Below are 14,766 nucleotides of genomic sequence, written 5' to 3' on the forward strand. Positions count from 1 at the left end.
GCGGGATCAGGCGGCGGGCTTCGCGCCGATTTCGTGGATGTTCGAGTTGTTGCCGATGTAATACTGGGTCATGCCGCCCGGGGTCATCACCGGCTTGTTCTGCACGCTCCACGTGTCGAGGATCTTCGCCGCCGTGGTCTTCAGATAGGGCGTGGACGGGGGAATGGCATACGGCTTCGCGATCTTCTCGACGACCTTGCCATCCTGCTTCGTCCCGAGCTTGCCAATGCCGAGGTCGGGCGGCGTGGCCATGGAGCTCGCGAAGTAATTGCCCTTGAACCCGTCCGGGACCTGCCATTGCGTGAGCCGCTTCGGCGCGGGCGGCGGCGGACCCACGGAGATGGGCTCCTTGAAATCGATGCCCCGCATGTGGCTCAGGATCTCGTTGATCTCCTGCGGGTAGTTGTAATTGCGGACCTTCCCGAGCGCCTTGTCGAATTTCTGGCCGTTGTCCTTGTAGAAGTGGAGCGCGATCTTCTTCCGGGCGGCCATTTGCGCGACGCTGCTGCCCTTCTCCGCGGCGATCTTGAACATCTGCGGCGTCGGGGGCCGGAAGCCGATGATCTGGCGCTGCATCGCGAGGCGCACGGCCTTGGACTTCGGCTGGCCGAACGTCTCCAGGACCGCGCCGAGCGTGCGGCCCTGAGGCCTTCGCGCGCCGTCGCTCGCGCTGCCCTCGACCTTGGGCGCTCCGCCGGGCACGCTCTTCGTGTTGATGTAGACGTGTTTGCCCTCGATGATGACGTCCCCGCCCGATTTGAGCACGACGTTGCGATCGGCGAGCAAATTGATGTTCGCGTCGTCGATGATGCTCGTGCCCTTGCCCGTGGTGAGCGAGATCTTCGGGTGGATCGTCTCGATCATCGTCTCCTTGAGCACCATCGTGGGCTCGTTCGGTTTGTCCGGGTCTTTCTCCCGGAACTCGACCATGGCGGCGACGCTGCGCTGGCCGACCATGACGTTGTCGACGGCGCCGATGAAGGAGCTCCGGTTTGCTCCCACGAAGATCGAGCGATTCGCGCCCGTCCGCTCGTTCTCGTTCGCCTTGACGAGCTTCGAGAGGTTTCGCTGGGCCTGCATGTAGAGCACCTCCTTGCCCGCGGCGTCGTCGAAGGTGATCTCGTTCCAGCCCTCGGATTTCGGCGAGGACTGCGATTTCCAGGTGCTCACCGTCCGCTGCTCGGGGAGGTTGAACGGCACGGGCGCGACCTTGTTGTACGCTCGGCCGAGGAGGACGGGCTGATCCGGATCACCTTCGAGGAAGGCGATCAAGACCTCCTGGCTCACGCGCGGCAGGACGATCATGCCGAACGCGCCGCCGGCCCAGCCCTGGCTCACGCGAATCCAGCAGGACGATTGATCGTCGTATTGCCCGTCGCGATCCCAGTGGAATTGCACGCGCACGCGGCCGTGCTCGTCCGTGTGGATCTCCTCGCCCTTCGGGCCGACGACGATCGCGCTCTCGACGCCCTCGACGACGGGCTTCGGCGTGACCTTCATCGGCCGGAACCGCGTCTTTTCCTCGACGAACGCGGCATACCCGGAGAGCGTCCACTCGCCGTCGTGCGTGCCTTCGAGCGTGACCTCCGTGCAAAGGAAGCGGCCCGCCGAGACGTCGCTGCGCGGGTGATTCTCGACCTTGAAGAGCAGGCCCGGCGCGAGGTCGTACGCATTCGCGTCGAACTGGAGCTCGCGCTTGCCGCGGCGCGCGGCCGCGAGGTCGATGTCGGCGACGAGCTTGCCCTCGGTGTCCGCGGGGACGCGCGGCTGCTCGCGCCGATCCTTGACGAGCCCGGCGGGCGTGTACCGGTAAAGCTCGTAAAAATCCTCGGGCTTCGAGGCCTTCTCGGCGTCGCCGAGGAGGTGGAAATCGGGGCGCACGAAGTCGTAATCGCGGAAGCCCGCCGCGCCGGGGCGAATGCGGTGCGCGATCTTGACGTTGCGGACGAACTCCTTGCGCGCGTCCTGGTTCGGCGCGTATACGAAGGGCAGGGTGGGGCGCTCCTCGCCCGCCTCGGGTTTGTCCGAGAGGATGAGCTCGGTCGTGTACGTGCCGGCGTTGCCGCCGCCGACCTGCTTGAAGAAATAGGAGATGCCCTCCTCTTCGAGCAGGCGGCTCACGAAGTCGTAATCGCTCTCCTCGTACTGGACGCGATACTCGTGCTCCTGATGCTCGTCGACCGTCTTCATCTGGTGGACGATCGAATACTCGTCGAGGATCTGCTTGACGATCGCCGGGATCGTCATGTGCTGGAAGATGCGGTTCCGCTTGCGCAGCTTGAGGAGCCACATCTGCGGCACGATCCGCACGAAATAGGTCGAGAGTCCCGTCGGCTCGGCCTGCACCATCTGGATGTGGCTGGCGACGCCCGACCATGCGCGCGGGCCCGAGAGCGGGCCGCCCATCATCAGGAACGCCGCAGGTCTCCCGACGAACCCCTCGAGATCGAGCCCTGGCAGGCGCGAGCGCGCGAGCACGCCCACGTCGAACGAGCCCGAAATCGGCTCCCGGACGGAGAAATGCCGCACCGAGAGGGAGTCTTCATTGTTTTCGAAGGCAAGCTCCAGCAGCGCCATGATCGGCCTCGTCGGTTACGTCAGATCGTGTCGTCCGGATCGTCTTGCTTCACGGGGCGCAAGGGCGGGAGCGCGCGGCCGTGCGTGATGTCCGCGACGCGCGCGAACCAGCGCGTCGTCCACGTGGCGGCGAGATCCCGGAGCCTCTCCATGCCCTCGTCGAGCACCTCGCGCGTCGTCGTGGCGAGGGGGAAATCCTTCTTCAGGAAATACATGCGTTTGTCCGGGTCGAGGTGGAAATACCCCCCGCCCTGGTCGAAGAGCCCGCCGATCGCCGGATCGTTGAGCGCGCGGCCGACCTTCATGAAAGCGTCGATCTGCGCCTCCGGCGCGCCGTCGCGCCACGCCTTCGCCACGAAGACGCGCCCGACGAGCGCGTCCTTTTCGGGCTCGTGCCGGAAGCCGAACTCGCCGAACGAGACGTCCCCGTTCGCGTCGAACGCGGCGTCGTAGCGGTTCTCCTTGCGCGCGTAGAACTGCATGAGGGCCTCGGCCCTGTCCCGCCCCGGCGGCATCGCGCTGTTCGTCGCCATGTTCGTACCTCTGCCTTCCGCCTCGGCGCCTTATTTGTTCTTGCCGCAGCCGCAGGTGTCGCCGGTGTTCCGGTTCTGCTGCTGGTACGCCTTGAAATACAGATCGTCGTCGATGCCGTGGTATTCGGTCATGCCCGGCAGCCAGTGCTTGTCGAGGTTCTTGCCGTTCGTCTCGAAATCGGCCGCCTGGCCGCGCTCGCCCGAGAACGTGACGACGTTGCCGCCGCCCGCGTATTTCGCGTGATTGCTCGGGTTGTCGCCGAGGCCGAACACCATCGGCGTCGCGTCGTTCACGTGCACGTAATGCGTGTACTTCGGCCCGTTCACCCATTGCGGCGCCGCGGAGCCGAAGCTCGTGACCTTGACGTTTTGGTCGAGGCCCGCGTTCGGCGAGGGCGAGCCCGCCTTGAGCGTGTTGTTCGCGTCGTAGAGCGCGAGGCTCGTGACGGCGCCGCCCTGGCTGTGCGCGAAGATCTCGACCGGCTGACCCGACTCGCGCTCGGCCACGATGAGGTCGCTCAGCGTGTTCACGGCGGGGTTTCGGCCGTCCGTCGTGAGGTCCTTCTTGCCCGCCGCCGCTTCACGGATGAGGCGCCGATCCTTCGAGGTCTGCTGCGCGTCCTTGGCGAAACCCTCGGTCGCGTTGTAGACGCCGACGACCGTGGCGCACGTCATGTCGCCGAGCTGCTTCAGCGTCTCGCAATGCGTGGTGCGCGTGGTGTTGATGCCGTTGACGTAGAAGATCGTGCGCGGAGGTTTGCCCTCGGTGCATTTCGCGCAGCAATCCTTCGTCGCCTGCGAGGTGTTCCGCGTCGGATCGTCCGGCCGTTCGGGATCGTAGGCCGAATGGGTCTTCGACGATGGGTTGTAGCCGCTTTTCTTCGCGTTCTCGATGTCGGCCCGCGTGACCTCCTGGCCCTTCTGCGTGAGCGGCACGCATTTGCCGTTCACGTAGCCGAAGATCGCCCCGTCGTGGTCGACGTCCTTGCCGGTGCACGCAATACAAGGCTGGGCCGGGGGTTTGCCCGTGAAATGCTCCTTGGCCTTCGCGTAGGCGTCGCTGACGGCCTTCGCGCCGGAGTCGAGCGCGTCCTTGCCGGCGCCGATCGCGTTGTAGCCGGCGTCCGCCACGGCCCGCGTCGCGCCCCGGACCCCTTCCTTGACGGTGTCCTTGACCGCGACGGCAGCATTGCCGACGGCCTTCGCGCCCGTCACGACGGCATTGCCGACGGCCTTCGCGCCGCTGACGATGCCGTCGCCGACCATCTTGGCGCCGCCGGTGATCGCGCCGGCCGTCTTCTTGGCTGCGTTCGAGGCCGCGCCCAAAGCTCTCTGCAATAGACCGCCACCAGGCATGACTCAGGTCTCCTCGAGCGTACGAAGAAGCTTGCGCGTGAAGTCCGAGATCCACGCGGCCTTGTCACCGGACGAGAGGTGCTTGGCCGCGAGCGTGTCCGCCACGGCCGGCATCGCCGTATCGAAATCACCGCCGAGCGCCCAGGCCGTGATCACGTACGTGACGAGCTCGAGCTCCGTCGTGAAGCCGTGCAGCGTGCGCGCGCGATCGATCTGGTCGGCGACGAAGAACTTGAGCGAAGGCCTCGGCTCCTCCCGCGCGTCCGGGAACTGCGCCTGGAGGAAGTTCACCGTGCGATCCGTGAAGCGCTCCTCCGAGGCCTTGGAGAAGGCGCGCATCTGCGCCGGGCGCAGCTTGTAGAGGAGCTCCTCGCGCCTGCGCGGCGCGCCCTCGACGAGGCGCTTCCAGAAGAGCGCGCCGAGGCCGTCCTCCGTGGGGATGCCGTACTCGCTCACGGGGCCGTAGAAGTCGTCGAGCTCCTGCGCGGTGCAGCAGTCGAGCCACGTGACGAGCACGCGCGGATCGTAGAAGCGGAAGTTCATCTTCGTGCCCGCCGGCGACTGGACCAGGAGGTAGCGGCGGAAATGACGGCGCACGCCTTCGAGGTTCGTGTCGGCGATCGCGAAGATGCAGAGGCTCGGATCCTCGGTGAGGCCCTCGCGCAGCCAGCTCCATGTCGCGAGATCGACCTGGAAGAGGTACGGCGCGGCGTCGGCCCACTCGCTCGCGTCCTTGGGTTTGTAGAGACAGACCGCGGCGTGAGGGCCCGCTTGTGTGGCCTTCTCCGCGACGAACGGCGCGTCCGCCGCGTCGACCGCGGCGAACAGACGGCCCGATCGCGCGAGGCGCTCGATGCCGTCCGCGAAGGCCGCGGTCGTGACGAGGGGGGACTCGTGCTCGTTCATGCCGGTGTCCATCGAGCCTCGTTCCCTCTCAGAAGTCGCACTTGATCGGCGTGAACGGCGCCGCCGCGCGTTTCGCGGCCTTGAGCGTCAGCGCCTGGGATTTGTTGCGGATGCCGACCGCATCGACGATGACGCCCGGCGGTTGATCGGGCGGGGGCGCGCCGGGGACGTACGGAGGCGGGGTGCCGCCGATGAGCACGGTCATGCAGCCGATCGCGATCGGATCGATGCCCGCGACGCCGGGGACGCCGGGCGCCTTCGGGGGCTCCTTCTTCTCCTCGGCGGGGCCGATCTCGATGTTCAGCTTGAAGCCGAGGCCCGCGAGCAAGGCGCCGACCTTCGCGCCGAACCCCATCTGGAACTTGCCGTCGCGGTAGCCCGCGTACGCGCTCGCGCGCGCCTCCGCGGTGAGCAGCGCGCCCGAGGCCTCGCCGCCGATGCTGACGTCGAGGTTCACGAGCGGGATCGTGAACGTCTTCTTGCCCGAGGCTTTGCCCTCGACGACGGACGCGCCCGCGCCCGCGCCCGCCTCGACGTACGCGGACTCGACCTTGCCGTTCTTGACCTCGAACTGCCCGCCCGCGGCGGCGTCGGCCTTCGCCGTGAGGACCTTCGCCTCGCCGGAGACTTCACCCCAGCCCTTCGCGTCGCCGGCCTTGCCCGAGGCTGCGAAGAGTGAACCTTCGACCTCGGCCTTGCCGCCCGCGTTCGCCTTCATGTTGCGAACGTTCTCGATCTCGGCGCTCGCTCCGTACGAACCCTTCGTCGAGCCGGAGAAGAACTGCGCGTAGTTGTCGACGGGTTTGCCGTCGGGGCCCTTGGGCACGGTGGTCGCGCTCCAGAGCTCCTTGTTGGCGCCGAGCGCGACCTTGGGCTTCCACGCTTGATCCTTCGGATCGCGGCCGTTCACGACCTGATCGATCGCCTTGTCGCCGGCCTTGTTCTTCGCCTGGTCCCAGGCTTCGCCGAGCGTCTTGCCCGTGCCCTCGCCCTCGGTGGCGTACTTGTTTTCCTTCGTCGCGGACCCGTCCGCTTTGAAGGTCCACTTCGCCTGGTCGGGTTTGGCCGCGTCGCCTCCGCCGACCGCGGTGGAGGGCATCATGCAGGTGCACGCGTCGCCCACGCGCGCGGCGCCGACCTTGTTGATGAAGACCGTGAACGACGTCTGCGTGACGGGCCCGGGGCCGTGCAGCGGACAGACGTGTTTGTCGGTCAGGCGCGCGGCGGGCATCCCGCCGATGGTGACGTCGGGCGAACCCTCGGCGAGCACGCCGCCGTGCACCGTCAGATCGCCTTTGCGTGCGGCTTGCGGCATGGCGGTCTCCTAGCAGTTGATCTTCACGAACGGGCCGCCGTGGATCACGACCTCGCCGCCCGCGTTGAGCTTGATGTCGCCGTCGGCCTTCAGCGTGATCGTGGCCCCGTCGAGCGTGATGGTGGCCTTGCCCGTGGTCAGCGTGATCTTGCCGTCGACCATCTCGATCATGGTCTCTTGCTTCTCGACGTCGGGGCTGCCCATGGCCTCGACCTTGAGGTCCTTGGGTTTGGCCATGATGAGCGCGTACTTCGAACCGACGAGCGTGGTGTCGACGGCGCCGACGACGCTCGATCGGTTCGCCCCGACGACCATCGTGCGGTTCGCGCCGGTGCGCTCCGTCTCGTTGCGCTTGACGAGCTTCGAGAGATCACGCTGCGCCTGGACGAAGAAGAGCTCCTTGCCCGCCTTGTCCTCGAACATGATCTCGTTGAAGCCGCCGTTCGTCGGCGAGCTGTTCGTCTTCCAGGTGCTCTTCGTCTTCTCGTCGGGCAGCTTGTACGGGACGCGGTTCTTGCCGTTGTAGAGGCGGCCGACGATGACGGGTTCGTCGGGGTTGCCCTCCCAGAAGCCGACGAGGACCTCCTGGCCGATGCGCGGGATCGTCATCATGCCGTACGCGGCGCCGGCCCAGCCCTGGCTCACGCGGATCCAGCAGGTCGAGTTCTCGTCGTACTTGCCGTCGCGATCCCAGTGGAACTGCACGCGCACGCGGCCGTACTCGTCGGTGTAGATCTCCTCGCCCTTCGGGCCGACGACGAACGCGCTCTGCAGGCCGTTGATCTTGGGGCGCGGCGTGCGCTGCGCGGGACGGTGCGGGACGTCGATGAACGTGGCCTCGCCGGAGAGCGTCCACTCGCCGTCGGGCGTGCCTTCGTGCATCGCCTCGAGGACGAGGAGCTTCTTGCCCGGATCGAGGTCCTCGCGCGGGTGGTTGTCGATGCTGAAGATGACGCCCGGCGCGAGATCGAAGGCGTTCGCCTCGTACGAGACGACGCGCTTCGTGCGGCGCTCGGCTTCGAGCAGGATGTCCGCGCGGCGCTTGCCTTCCTTGTCGTCGGTGAAGGCGCCGTGCTCGTAGACGTATTGCTCGAAGAAGTCCTCCTTCTTGGCCTTCTCGGCCTCGCCGCGGAGGAGGAACTTGGGTTTTTCGAAGTCGTAGTCGCGGATCATCGCGGCGCCGGGGCGAACCTGGTGCGCGAGGTGGACGCGGCAGATCCACTCGTTGTTGCCGGGCTGGTTCGGGTTCTCCGCGTGGCGGATGGGCTTGCGCGCCTCGCCGCGCGTGGGCGCGTCCGCGAGGTTCAACTCGCTGACGATCTTGTCGCCGCTCATCGCCTGGCCGAACCAGTACGAGATGCCTTCTTCCTCGAGCAGGCGGCTCACGAAGGCGAAATCGGTCTCGCCGTATTGGACGCGGTACTCGTGCTCGGGGTGCGGCTCGGTGAGCTTCATCTTCGGCTCGATGCCGTACTCGCCGAGGACCTTCTTCACGATGTCGGGGATCGACGTCTTCTGGAAGATCCGGTTGCCCTTGCGCTGCGTGAGCAGCCACATCGTGGGCACGATCCGGATGAGGTACGTGGAGAGCCCGAGCGAGGTGCCCGTCGGCGGCTCGACGTCGATCTGCTCGGCGTGGCTGACGACGCCGGTCCAGCCGCGAGGCACGTTGAGGTTGCCAATCGCGAGCAGGCCGCCGGCCTTGCCGACGAGCGATTCGAGGTCGATGTCTTCCTTCGGCGAGCGCGCGACGATGCTGGCGCTGAAGAGCGTCGAGATGCCTTCGTGCACCGAGAAGTGCCGCACCGAGAGGCTCTGCTCGCCGGACTCGAAGGAGAGATCGAGGATCGCCATTGGCACAGCCTACGAAAAGGCAGGTGAAGCATGCAAGGGGGCCGAGCCGTGCGAAGGCATATCGACACCCCGCGTCATGAGGGCCCGATGGGCTATCCGTGAAAAATGACGCCGGCAGTGTAGATTCGCGGCGGTGGGAGGGGCTCGTCGTGACCGGGCCCGCCGCGGCCCGTGCGCGGTGGCCGGGCATCCTGCGGCAGCAGTGGATCGCGCCCGGTTCAGCGGGCCGCGAGCTGTTTCTTGAAGGTGAGGCGGACGATGGGGACGATGGTGGGGTCGTTCTGGATTTCGCGTTCGAATTGGAGGACGTCGTAGTAGCCGCAGCGGCTCTTGCCGGGGTATTCGCGGCAGGCCTGGGGGCGGCCTTCGTAGATGGTGCAGCCGCGGGTCTCGGGGTGGAGGAATTTGCAAGCCTTGCCGAAGAAAGGATCTTTCTTGCGGCGGAGGATGCGGCCGCCGAAGCGGTGCACGGTGAAGCGCTTCTCGGCGACCTCGGGCGTGACGCCGAAATGGGCGGCGAGCCGCTTGACGTCGCGAGCCGTCACCTCGACGCGCTCGTAGATGGAGCAGCAAAATGCCACGCATTTGGTGCAATCGTATTGAACGCGCGTTCGTCCGGCGGCCACGGCTGACTCCAGGGAGAGTTGGAATTGGATGGATGCCGCGTCCCGCGACGAGGCGGCGCGAGTCTAGGCGCATCGAAGGCGCGGGTCGAGGGGGTCTGAGGGGGTTTGAGGCGTAGCTCGGCTTGTCCGAGCGTAGCCCCCGAGCGTCCAAGGGGTTCGTCCAAGCAGACGACGTGAGCGAATTCACGCAGTCCGGACGAACCCACCCCGTCCGGAGTGCTCTCCCGCGCGTCCTGGACGGCTAGCTTTGTGCGTTGTCTCGCAATTCGTCGTGACGGGGTCGAATGCGGGCGCTACCTTTCGAGGACTCACGCGGAGGTGCTGTGATGCGCATTTTCTTGGGCGCCGCTCCGCTTGTCTTGCTCCTTGCGTGCTCGCGCTCGGCCTCGCCCGGTGATCACGGCGAGTCGAGCGAGGCGGCGTCCGCGCCGCCGCGCATGCAGAACCTGGCATCGATCGGGCCCGCGACGACGAGGCCTCTGCCGCCGCAGGGCGGGCGGCGATTCCGGGTCTCGCCGCTCGGGAGCGACGCGAACGATTGCTCGGACGGCAAGCCGTGCCGGGAAATCCAGCGAGGCATTTCCTTGGCGACGGCGCCCGGCGACGTGCTGCTCGTGGAAGACGGGGAGTATTCGCGGTTCACGGTGGACGGGCTGCGCGGCGAGCCCGGCCGGCCCATCACGATCTTCGCGATCGGCAAGCGCGCGCTCGTCCGGCCGGATCCCGATTGCAAGAACAAGAACGCTTGTCGGGACAACATCATCCTGAAGAGATCGCACCACGTCGTCCTCGACGGGATCTCGTCGTACGGCGCGCCGCGGGCCTCGGTGGCGGTGTTTTACGGGACGAACGTGGTGATCCGGAACGGGACGTACGTCGACAACGGCCGCTGGGGGATCGTCTCGTCGTTCGCGGACGACCTCCGGGTCGAGAACAACGAGGTCCGGCGGAGCCGGCGCGAGCACGGGATCTATCTGTCGAACAGCGGCGATAGGCCCGTGGTCCGGGCGAACGTGCTGCGCGACAACGACGGCTGCGGCCTGCAGATCAACGCCGACATGCGCGAGCGGCCCGAGATCGACAAGTCCGGCAAGAGCTTTTACGATGGCGTGGCCGACGGGCTCGTGACCGGCGCCACCATCGAGCGGAACCTGATCATCGGCAATGGCGCCGGCCTGCTCGCGAACAACAAGAAGCGAAAAGGCGCGGGGATCAACCTCGACGGCGTGCAGGACTCGATCGTCCAGGGGAACGTGCTCTACGACAATGCCGCGTCGGGCATCGTGGCGTTCGGCGACGCGGATGGAAGCGAGCAGGACGCGGAGGAGGACGGGGACGGTCGTTTCGGGCCGAAGGGGCTCTCGATCGTGCACAACACGGTGGTGATGCCCGAGGGAGCGCGGAGCGCGCTGCAGGTTCGATTGAGCGCAGGGCCGAACGTGGTGCGGAACAACATCCTGTATCACCGGGATTCGCGCCGCGCGGGGCTCGAGCTCGTGACGGAGAAGGACGCGAAGCTCGTGGAGAGCGACGGGAACGTCCTCGATCGGGTGGCGATCGGAGAGCAGGTGCGGTCGCTGTCGGAGTGGCGAAAGCAGGCCGGCAAGGACGGGCATTCGCTTTCGCTGCCGCTGACGCGGCTCTTCGTGGATCCGGCGCGGGGCGATTACACGCTCTTGCCCGCGTCTCCGGCGGCACGGGCGGCGACGGCGGATGCGGTGGACGAGCACCAGGATTTCATGGGGAAATCACGCTTGCGGCGGGAGAAGGAGCACAGCATCGGGGCCTGCGAGGTGGGGCCCGGGGAGTCGCACGGGATCAAGGCATTGCCAGTCGGACCACGCGCTCACCAGCGATGAGGACGAGGTCCGTGCCGTCCGCAGTGACGGCACGGACGCCGCGCGGCGTGACGGAGAGGGGCGGCGCGCCAGAGGTCGCGAGGCGGCCCGGCGCGCCGCTGCCGAAGACGTGCGCAAAGAGGCTCGAAGGCCCGATCACGCCATTCGCGTCGGGCTCGACGACGACGAGCGTGTGGCCGAAGTCGTTCGCGATCACGAGCTCGCCCGTCGGGAGGAACGTGATGTCGCTCGGGCGGTTGAGGCGCAGGTCGGAGAGGGCGCCGGGCTTGGCGACACCATAACGCTGGCTGTCGCCCGGGATGACGTTTTCCGCGGTGAAGGGGCCCGCGGCGGGGATGCGGCGGACGGCGTTGGAATCGTACGAGGCGACGTAGAGGTCGCCGTTCGGCGCGAAGGCGATGCCGCTGATGTTCGGGCCGAGGCTCAGCGGGAGGTCGTCGATGTAACCGGGTTGGAGCGTGACGCCGAAGGTGGTGATGGCCTGGTTCGTGACGTTGATGATGCGGAGGTAGTTCGCGTCGGCGAAGTAGAGCGCGCCGCTCGGGCCGATCGTGGCCTTGCCCGCGCCGGTGTTGATGGCGACGCGTGCAGCGGCGGCGAGGCCCGCGGCCTGCTGTTCGGCGGTCGTGGCGGCGCGGCCGTCGCCGGCGACGACGGAGAGCATGCCCGTCGCGAGGTCGACCTTCGAGACGCGCGGCAGGCTCGCCTCGAGGAGGTACATCGCGCCGCCCGCGAGCTCGATGCCGCGCAGGGTGGCGAGATCGGAGGCGAGCGCCATGCCGTTCGGGCCGATGGTGTTGCCGGTGTAGCCCGTGCCGGCGAGGGGCGTGAGCAGGTTCGTCGTGCGATCCTGGGCCACGACACGCGCGTCCGAGGTGTAGACGTAGCGGTTGTTCGCCGCGTCGACGCGGATGGAGCTCAGGCTGTTCAGGGCGCGGAGCGAGAGCCCGGGCAGGTTGTCGAGCTTGGTCGGGCCCGTGCCGGCGACGGTCTCGACGAGCCCCGGATTGCCGGCGGCGTCGAAGAGGACGCGGCGCAGGCGGCCCTCGGCGAGCACGAGGAGCGAGCCGTTGCGATCGACGAACGGGCGCGAGAAGAGCGCGAACGCGGCGCTCTTCGCGGGGCCGCCGTCACCCGTGTATCCAGCGTTGGGGATGGCCTTGCCGATGTCCCAGCTCCCGGCCACGAAATCGATGCAGTCGTTTTCGTCGAGCGTCGTCGGCGAGGCCCCGCCGGTCGGGCGGATGCGGCGGACGAGGCCGTGGCGGCTGCCGACGAAGAGGTCGCCGCGGACCGGATCGACGATGGCGCCGCTGTTGATGCCGAGCGGCGTGGTGATCGCAGGGCAACCCTCGGCGGGCAGGCTCGAATTGTTGCCGCTCCCCGCGAGGTGCAAGCTCTCGACGTACATCGGATCGCCGACCGGCGGGCGGTTCGCGGGGATCTTGCGGAGCTGGAGGGAGGTCGCGGTGTAGATGCTGCCCTCGGCGTCGAGCGTGACGGTGAGCGGATTGACGACGCCGATGTTCGCGATCTGATCGACCGCGTCGGCCGCGAGCGTGACGCCCCAGGCCGTGGTGGCCGTGCCCGTGGTATTGATCGCGCGGATCGTGCCGTTGCTGTTGTCCGCGACGAGCAGGATGGCGCCGTCGGCCGTGAAGGCGAGGTCGCTGATGCCGTTGAAGCTCGCGCTCAGGCGATTGCCGCCGTTGCCGCCGTTGCCGCTCGACGCGGTGCCGGCGTACGGCGTGACGGTGCCGTCGGTGCGCTTGGCCCGGAAGATGCGGAAGCCGCTGGCGAAATACGCGTCCTGGGTGACGGGGTGGATCGCGACGGCGACGACGCCCTCGGGCGCCTGCGCGACGGTCTGGATGGTCTTCGGCTGGATCGTCTTGCCGAACATCGTGACGGGCGAAGCGCCGTCGTTGATGACGCGGACGCGCTTGCGATCGGCAACGTAATAGTTGTTGGCCGCGTCCGTCGTGACGAACCCACCTTCGATCGAGGCGAGGAGCGGATCGGCGCCGTCGCCGATCTCGGTCTCCTCGGGGCCGCCGCCGGCGAGGATGTCGTAATCACCCGAGACGCCGAAGACGCCGGCGTTCGTGGTTTGTCCGGCCGAATCGATGAGGATCTCGGCCGGGCCGAAGTCGACGGCCGGGACTTCCGCGACGAGCCGATCGGGCTCGGCGGAGAGGACGACGGCTTGCACGCCGTCGAAGGTGACCTTGTTCATCGCGGCGTTCGCGGAAAAACCCGTGCCGCGGAGGACGAGCGCGCTGCCGGGAGCGCCGCCGGCCGGGGTCGTGTCGAGCACGGAGAGGACGGGCGTGGTGCCGGTGATCGTGGCCGCGACGTAGCTCCGCGCCGGCATTCGCCCCGGTGCGGCGAGGTTCACCGGGCCGGTGACGGCGTCCGCGGGGACGGTCACGACGACCTGCGTGCCGGCGGCGTTGATCGAGGTGACGGGCGCAGGCGCGGCGGCGCCGGCGAACGTGACGGTGAGGTCCTGGGGCTGCAGGCCGACGAAGCCGGCGCCGGTGAGGGTCATGGTTTCGCCGGGCGCGTGGGGCGCGTCGACGCCGGTGACCGCGAGCTCGGCGGGGATCGACGCGTCGGTGATCGTGAGCGGGAGCCAGTTGGAGCGCAGGCCGTTGACCTCGATGGCGATGGCGCCGGTCGCGAGCGTGGACTCGGAGTTGCCGACGCCGAGCGCGAAGGCGAGGTCACCGGGGTTCGCCTGGTTCGTGACGATCTTGCGGCGCGTGCCGCTGCGGCCCGGGATCGCGAGCTGGTTCGTGTCGACGGACGCGGGGTCGAAGCCGAGGCCCTGGACCTTCAGCGTGGAGGAGAGTTTGGCCTGCGTGACGTCGGTCGAACCGGCGACGGGCAGGTGGGTGAAACCCGGGGAGAAGGTGGCCGGCGGGAAGCCGTCGATCTTGACCGTGACGACGCGCGTGTTCGCGACGGCGGGGGGTGTGGTGACGCTGAGGGTGGCGTCGTCGAGGACCATGACGTCGGCCGCGGGGATGTTGCCGAAGAGGACGGCGACGGAGCCGAGGAAGCCGTAGCCGCTGATCGTGACCATCTCGCCGCCCGCGGCGCTGCCCGCGGCCGGGTGGATGCCGGCGACGCCGAAGGAGGGCTCGGCCTCGATCGTGTAGTCCTGTTTCGCGCTTTGCCCGTCGGGGCCCGTGGCCACGAGCGAGACGGCCTGCGGCCCTTCCTGGCCCGCGGAGGGTGTCCATGTGACCTCGCCCGTGGCGGCGTCGACCTGCATGCCGTCGGGCTTCGTCGCGAGCGAGTAGGTGATCGTGTCGCCGGGCAGGGCTTTTTCCTGAACGGCCTGCGACGCGTAGAGGTAGGGGTCGCCGACGCGCGCGGTGAGCACGGGCATCGTGGTGAACGAGACCGGGCCGCGCATTTCTTCCTGTCCGCCCGCGCCGCCGCTGCCGCCGCTCCCGCCCATGCCGGCGTCGCCGCCGCTCCCGCCCATGCCTCCGACGCCGCCCGCGCCGCCGCTGCCGGCGGGGTTCGTCGTGCCGGAGGTCGAGGGCGCGTCGTCGGAGCAACCCGTCGCCAAGGCGGCGAGCGGGAGGCTGATCAGGAACGCGAGCGAGAGTCGGCTTTTCGCGCGGGAACGCATGGCGTGCTCCTCCTGTGGCGGAAGGGAAGATCGAGGAGGATAGAGGGGAGGCGCTCGCGGCAGAAGGGGGAGGATGGCTGTGGGGGATGATTCT

The 14,766-nt window shown here is 68.0% G+C and carries 9 protein-coding genes; 1 reads left to right on the plus strand and 8 read right to left on the minus strand.

Going from position 1 to position 14,766, the window contains the following annotated elements; all coding sequences use genetic code 11:
• Positions 1-6: 6 nt before the first annotated feature.
• From tssI (QHF84_RS46355) to QHF84_RS46385, 7 genes are all read right to left on the minus strand, one after another.
• Complete coding sequence (tssI, locus tag QHF84_RS46355) at positions 7-2,577, minus strand: type VI secretion system tip protein TssI/VgrG (protein WP_281320053.1); 2,571 nt, start codon at positions 2,575-2,577, stop codon at positions 7-9.
• A gap of 20 nt (positions 2,578-2,597) precedes the next feature.
• Positions 2,598-3,110, minus strand: coding sequence for a hypothetical protein (locus QHF84_RS46360; protein WP_281320054.1), 513 nt, complete (start codon positions 3,108-3,110; stop codon positions 2,598-2,600).
• Positions 3,111-3,140: 30 nt separating this feature from the next.
• Positions 3,141-4,466, minus strand: coding sequence for a hypothetical protein (locus QHF84_RS46365; RefSeq protein ID WP_281320055.1), 1,326 nt, complete (start codon positions 4,464-4,466; stop codon positions 3,141-3,143).
• A 3-nt stretch (positions 4,467-4,469) separates the two neighbouring features.
• Positions 4,470-5,384 carry a DUF4123 domain-containing protein gene (locus QHF84_RS46370; protein ID WP_281320056.1) on the minus strand — a complete coding sequence of 305 codons (915 nt, stop codon included), beginning with the start codon at positions 5,382-5,384 and terminating at the stop codon, positions 4,470-4,472.
• A 16-nt stretch (positions 5,385-5,400) separates the two neighbouring features.
• A complete protein-coding gene (locus tag QHF84_RS46375) occupies positions 5,401-6,687 on the minus strand; it encodes a PAAR domain-containing protein (RefSeq protein ID WP_281320057.1) in 1,287 nt (428 codons plus the stop codon).
• 9 nt (positions 6,688-6,696) lie between these two features.
• Positions 6,697-8,541 (minus strand): type VI secretion system tip protein TssI/VgrG, encoded by a 1,845-nt coding sequence (gene tssI / locus QHF84_RS46380; RefSeq protein ID WP_281320058.1) that lies wholly within the window; start codon positions 8,539-8,541, stop codon positions 6,697-6,699.
• A gap of 218 nt (positions 8,542-8,759) precedes the next feature.
• Positions 8,760-9,167: a YkgJ family cysteine cluster protein gene (locus tag QHF84_RS46385; RefSeq protein WP_281320059.1), complete on the minus strand. Its 408-nt coding sequence runs from the start codon at positions 9,165-9,167 to the stop codon at positions 8,760-8,762.
• 326 nt (positions 9,168-9,493) lie between these two features.
• Here QHF84_RS46385 and QHF84_RS46390 point away from each other — a divergent pair, with 326 nt between their 5' ends.
• Complete coding sequence (locus QHF84_RS46390) at positions 9,494-11,026, plus strand: right-handed parallel beta-helix repeat-containing protein (RefSeq protein ID WP_281320060.1); 1,533 nt, start codon at positions 9,494-9,496, stop codon at positions 11,024-11,026.
• Here QHF84_RS46390 and QHF84_RS46395 read toward each other — a convergent pair.
• Positions 10,986-14,672, minus strand: a complete 3,687-nt coding sequence (locus QHF84_RS46395; protein WP_281320061.1) for an IPT/TIG domain-containing protein — start codon at positions 14,670-14,672, stop codon at positions 10,986-10,988. The two genes, QHF84_RS46390 and QHF84_RS46395, sit on opposite strands and share 41 nt — an antisense overlap.
• Between the last annotated feature and the right edge of the window lie 94 nt (positions 14,673-14,766).

This window comes from Polyangium sp. y55x31 (assembly GCF_029946505.1).
In the GTDB taxonomy this organism is placed as follows: Bacteria; Myxococcota_A; Polyangia; order Polyangiales; family Polyangiaceae; genus Polyangium.

Excerpts from the sequence above, each read along its gene's own strand:
- tssI (WP_281320053.1), bottom strand. The coding sequence starts at position 2,577 with ATGGCGCTGCTGGAGCTTGCCTTCGAAAACAATGAAGACTCCCTCTCG.
- QHF84_RS46360 (WP_281320054.1), bottom strand. The coding sequence starts at position 3,110 with ATGGCGACGAACAGCGCGATGCCGCCGGGGCGGGACAGGGCCGAGGCC.
- QHF84_RS46365 (WP_281320055.1), bottom strand. The coding sequence starts at position 4,466 with ATGCCTGGTGGCGGTCTATTGCAGAGAGCTTTGGGCGCGGCCTCGAAC.
- QHF84_RS46370 (WP_281320056.1), bottom strand. The coding sequence starts at position 5,384 with ATGGACACCGGCATGAACGAGCACGAGTCCCCCCTCGTCACGACCGCG.
- QHF84_RS46375 (WP_281320057.1), bottom strand. The coding sequence starts at position 6,687 with ATGCCGCAAGCCGCACGCAAAGGCGATCTGACGGTGCACGGCGGCGTG.
- tssI (WP_281320058.1), bottom strand. The coding sequence starts at position 8,541 with ATGGCGATCCTCGATCTCTCCTTCGAGTCCGGCGAGCAGAGCCTCTCG.
- QHF84_RS46390 (WP_281320060.1), top strand. The coding sequence starts at position 9,494 with ATGCGCATTTTCTTGGGCGCCGCTCCGCTTGTCTTGCTCCTTGCGTGC.
- QHF84_RS46395 (WP_281320061.1), bottom strand. The coding sequence starts at position 14,672 with ATGCGTTCCCGCGCGAAAAGCCGACTCTCGCTCGCGTTCCTGATCAGC.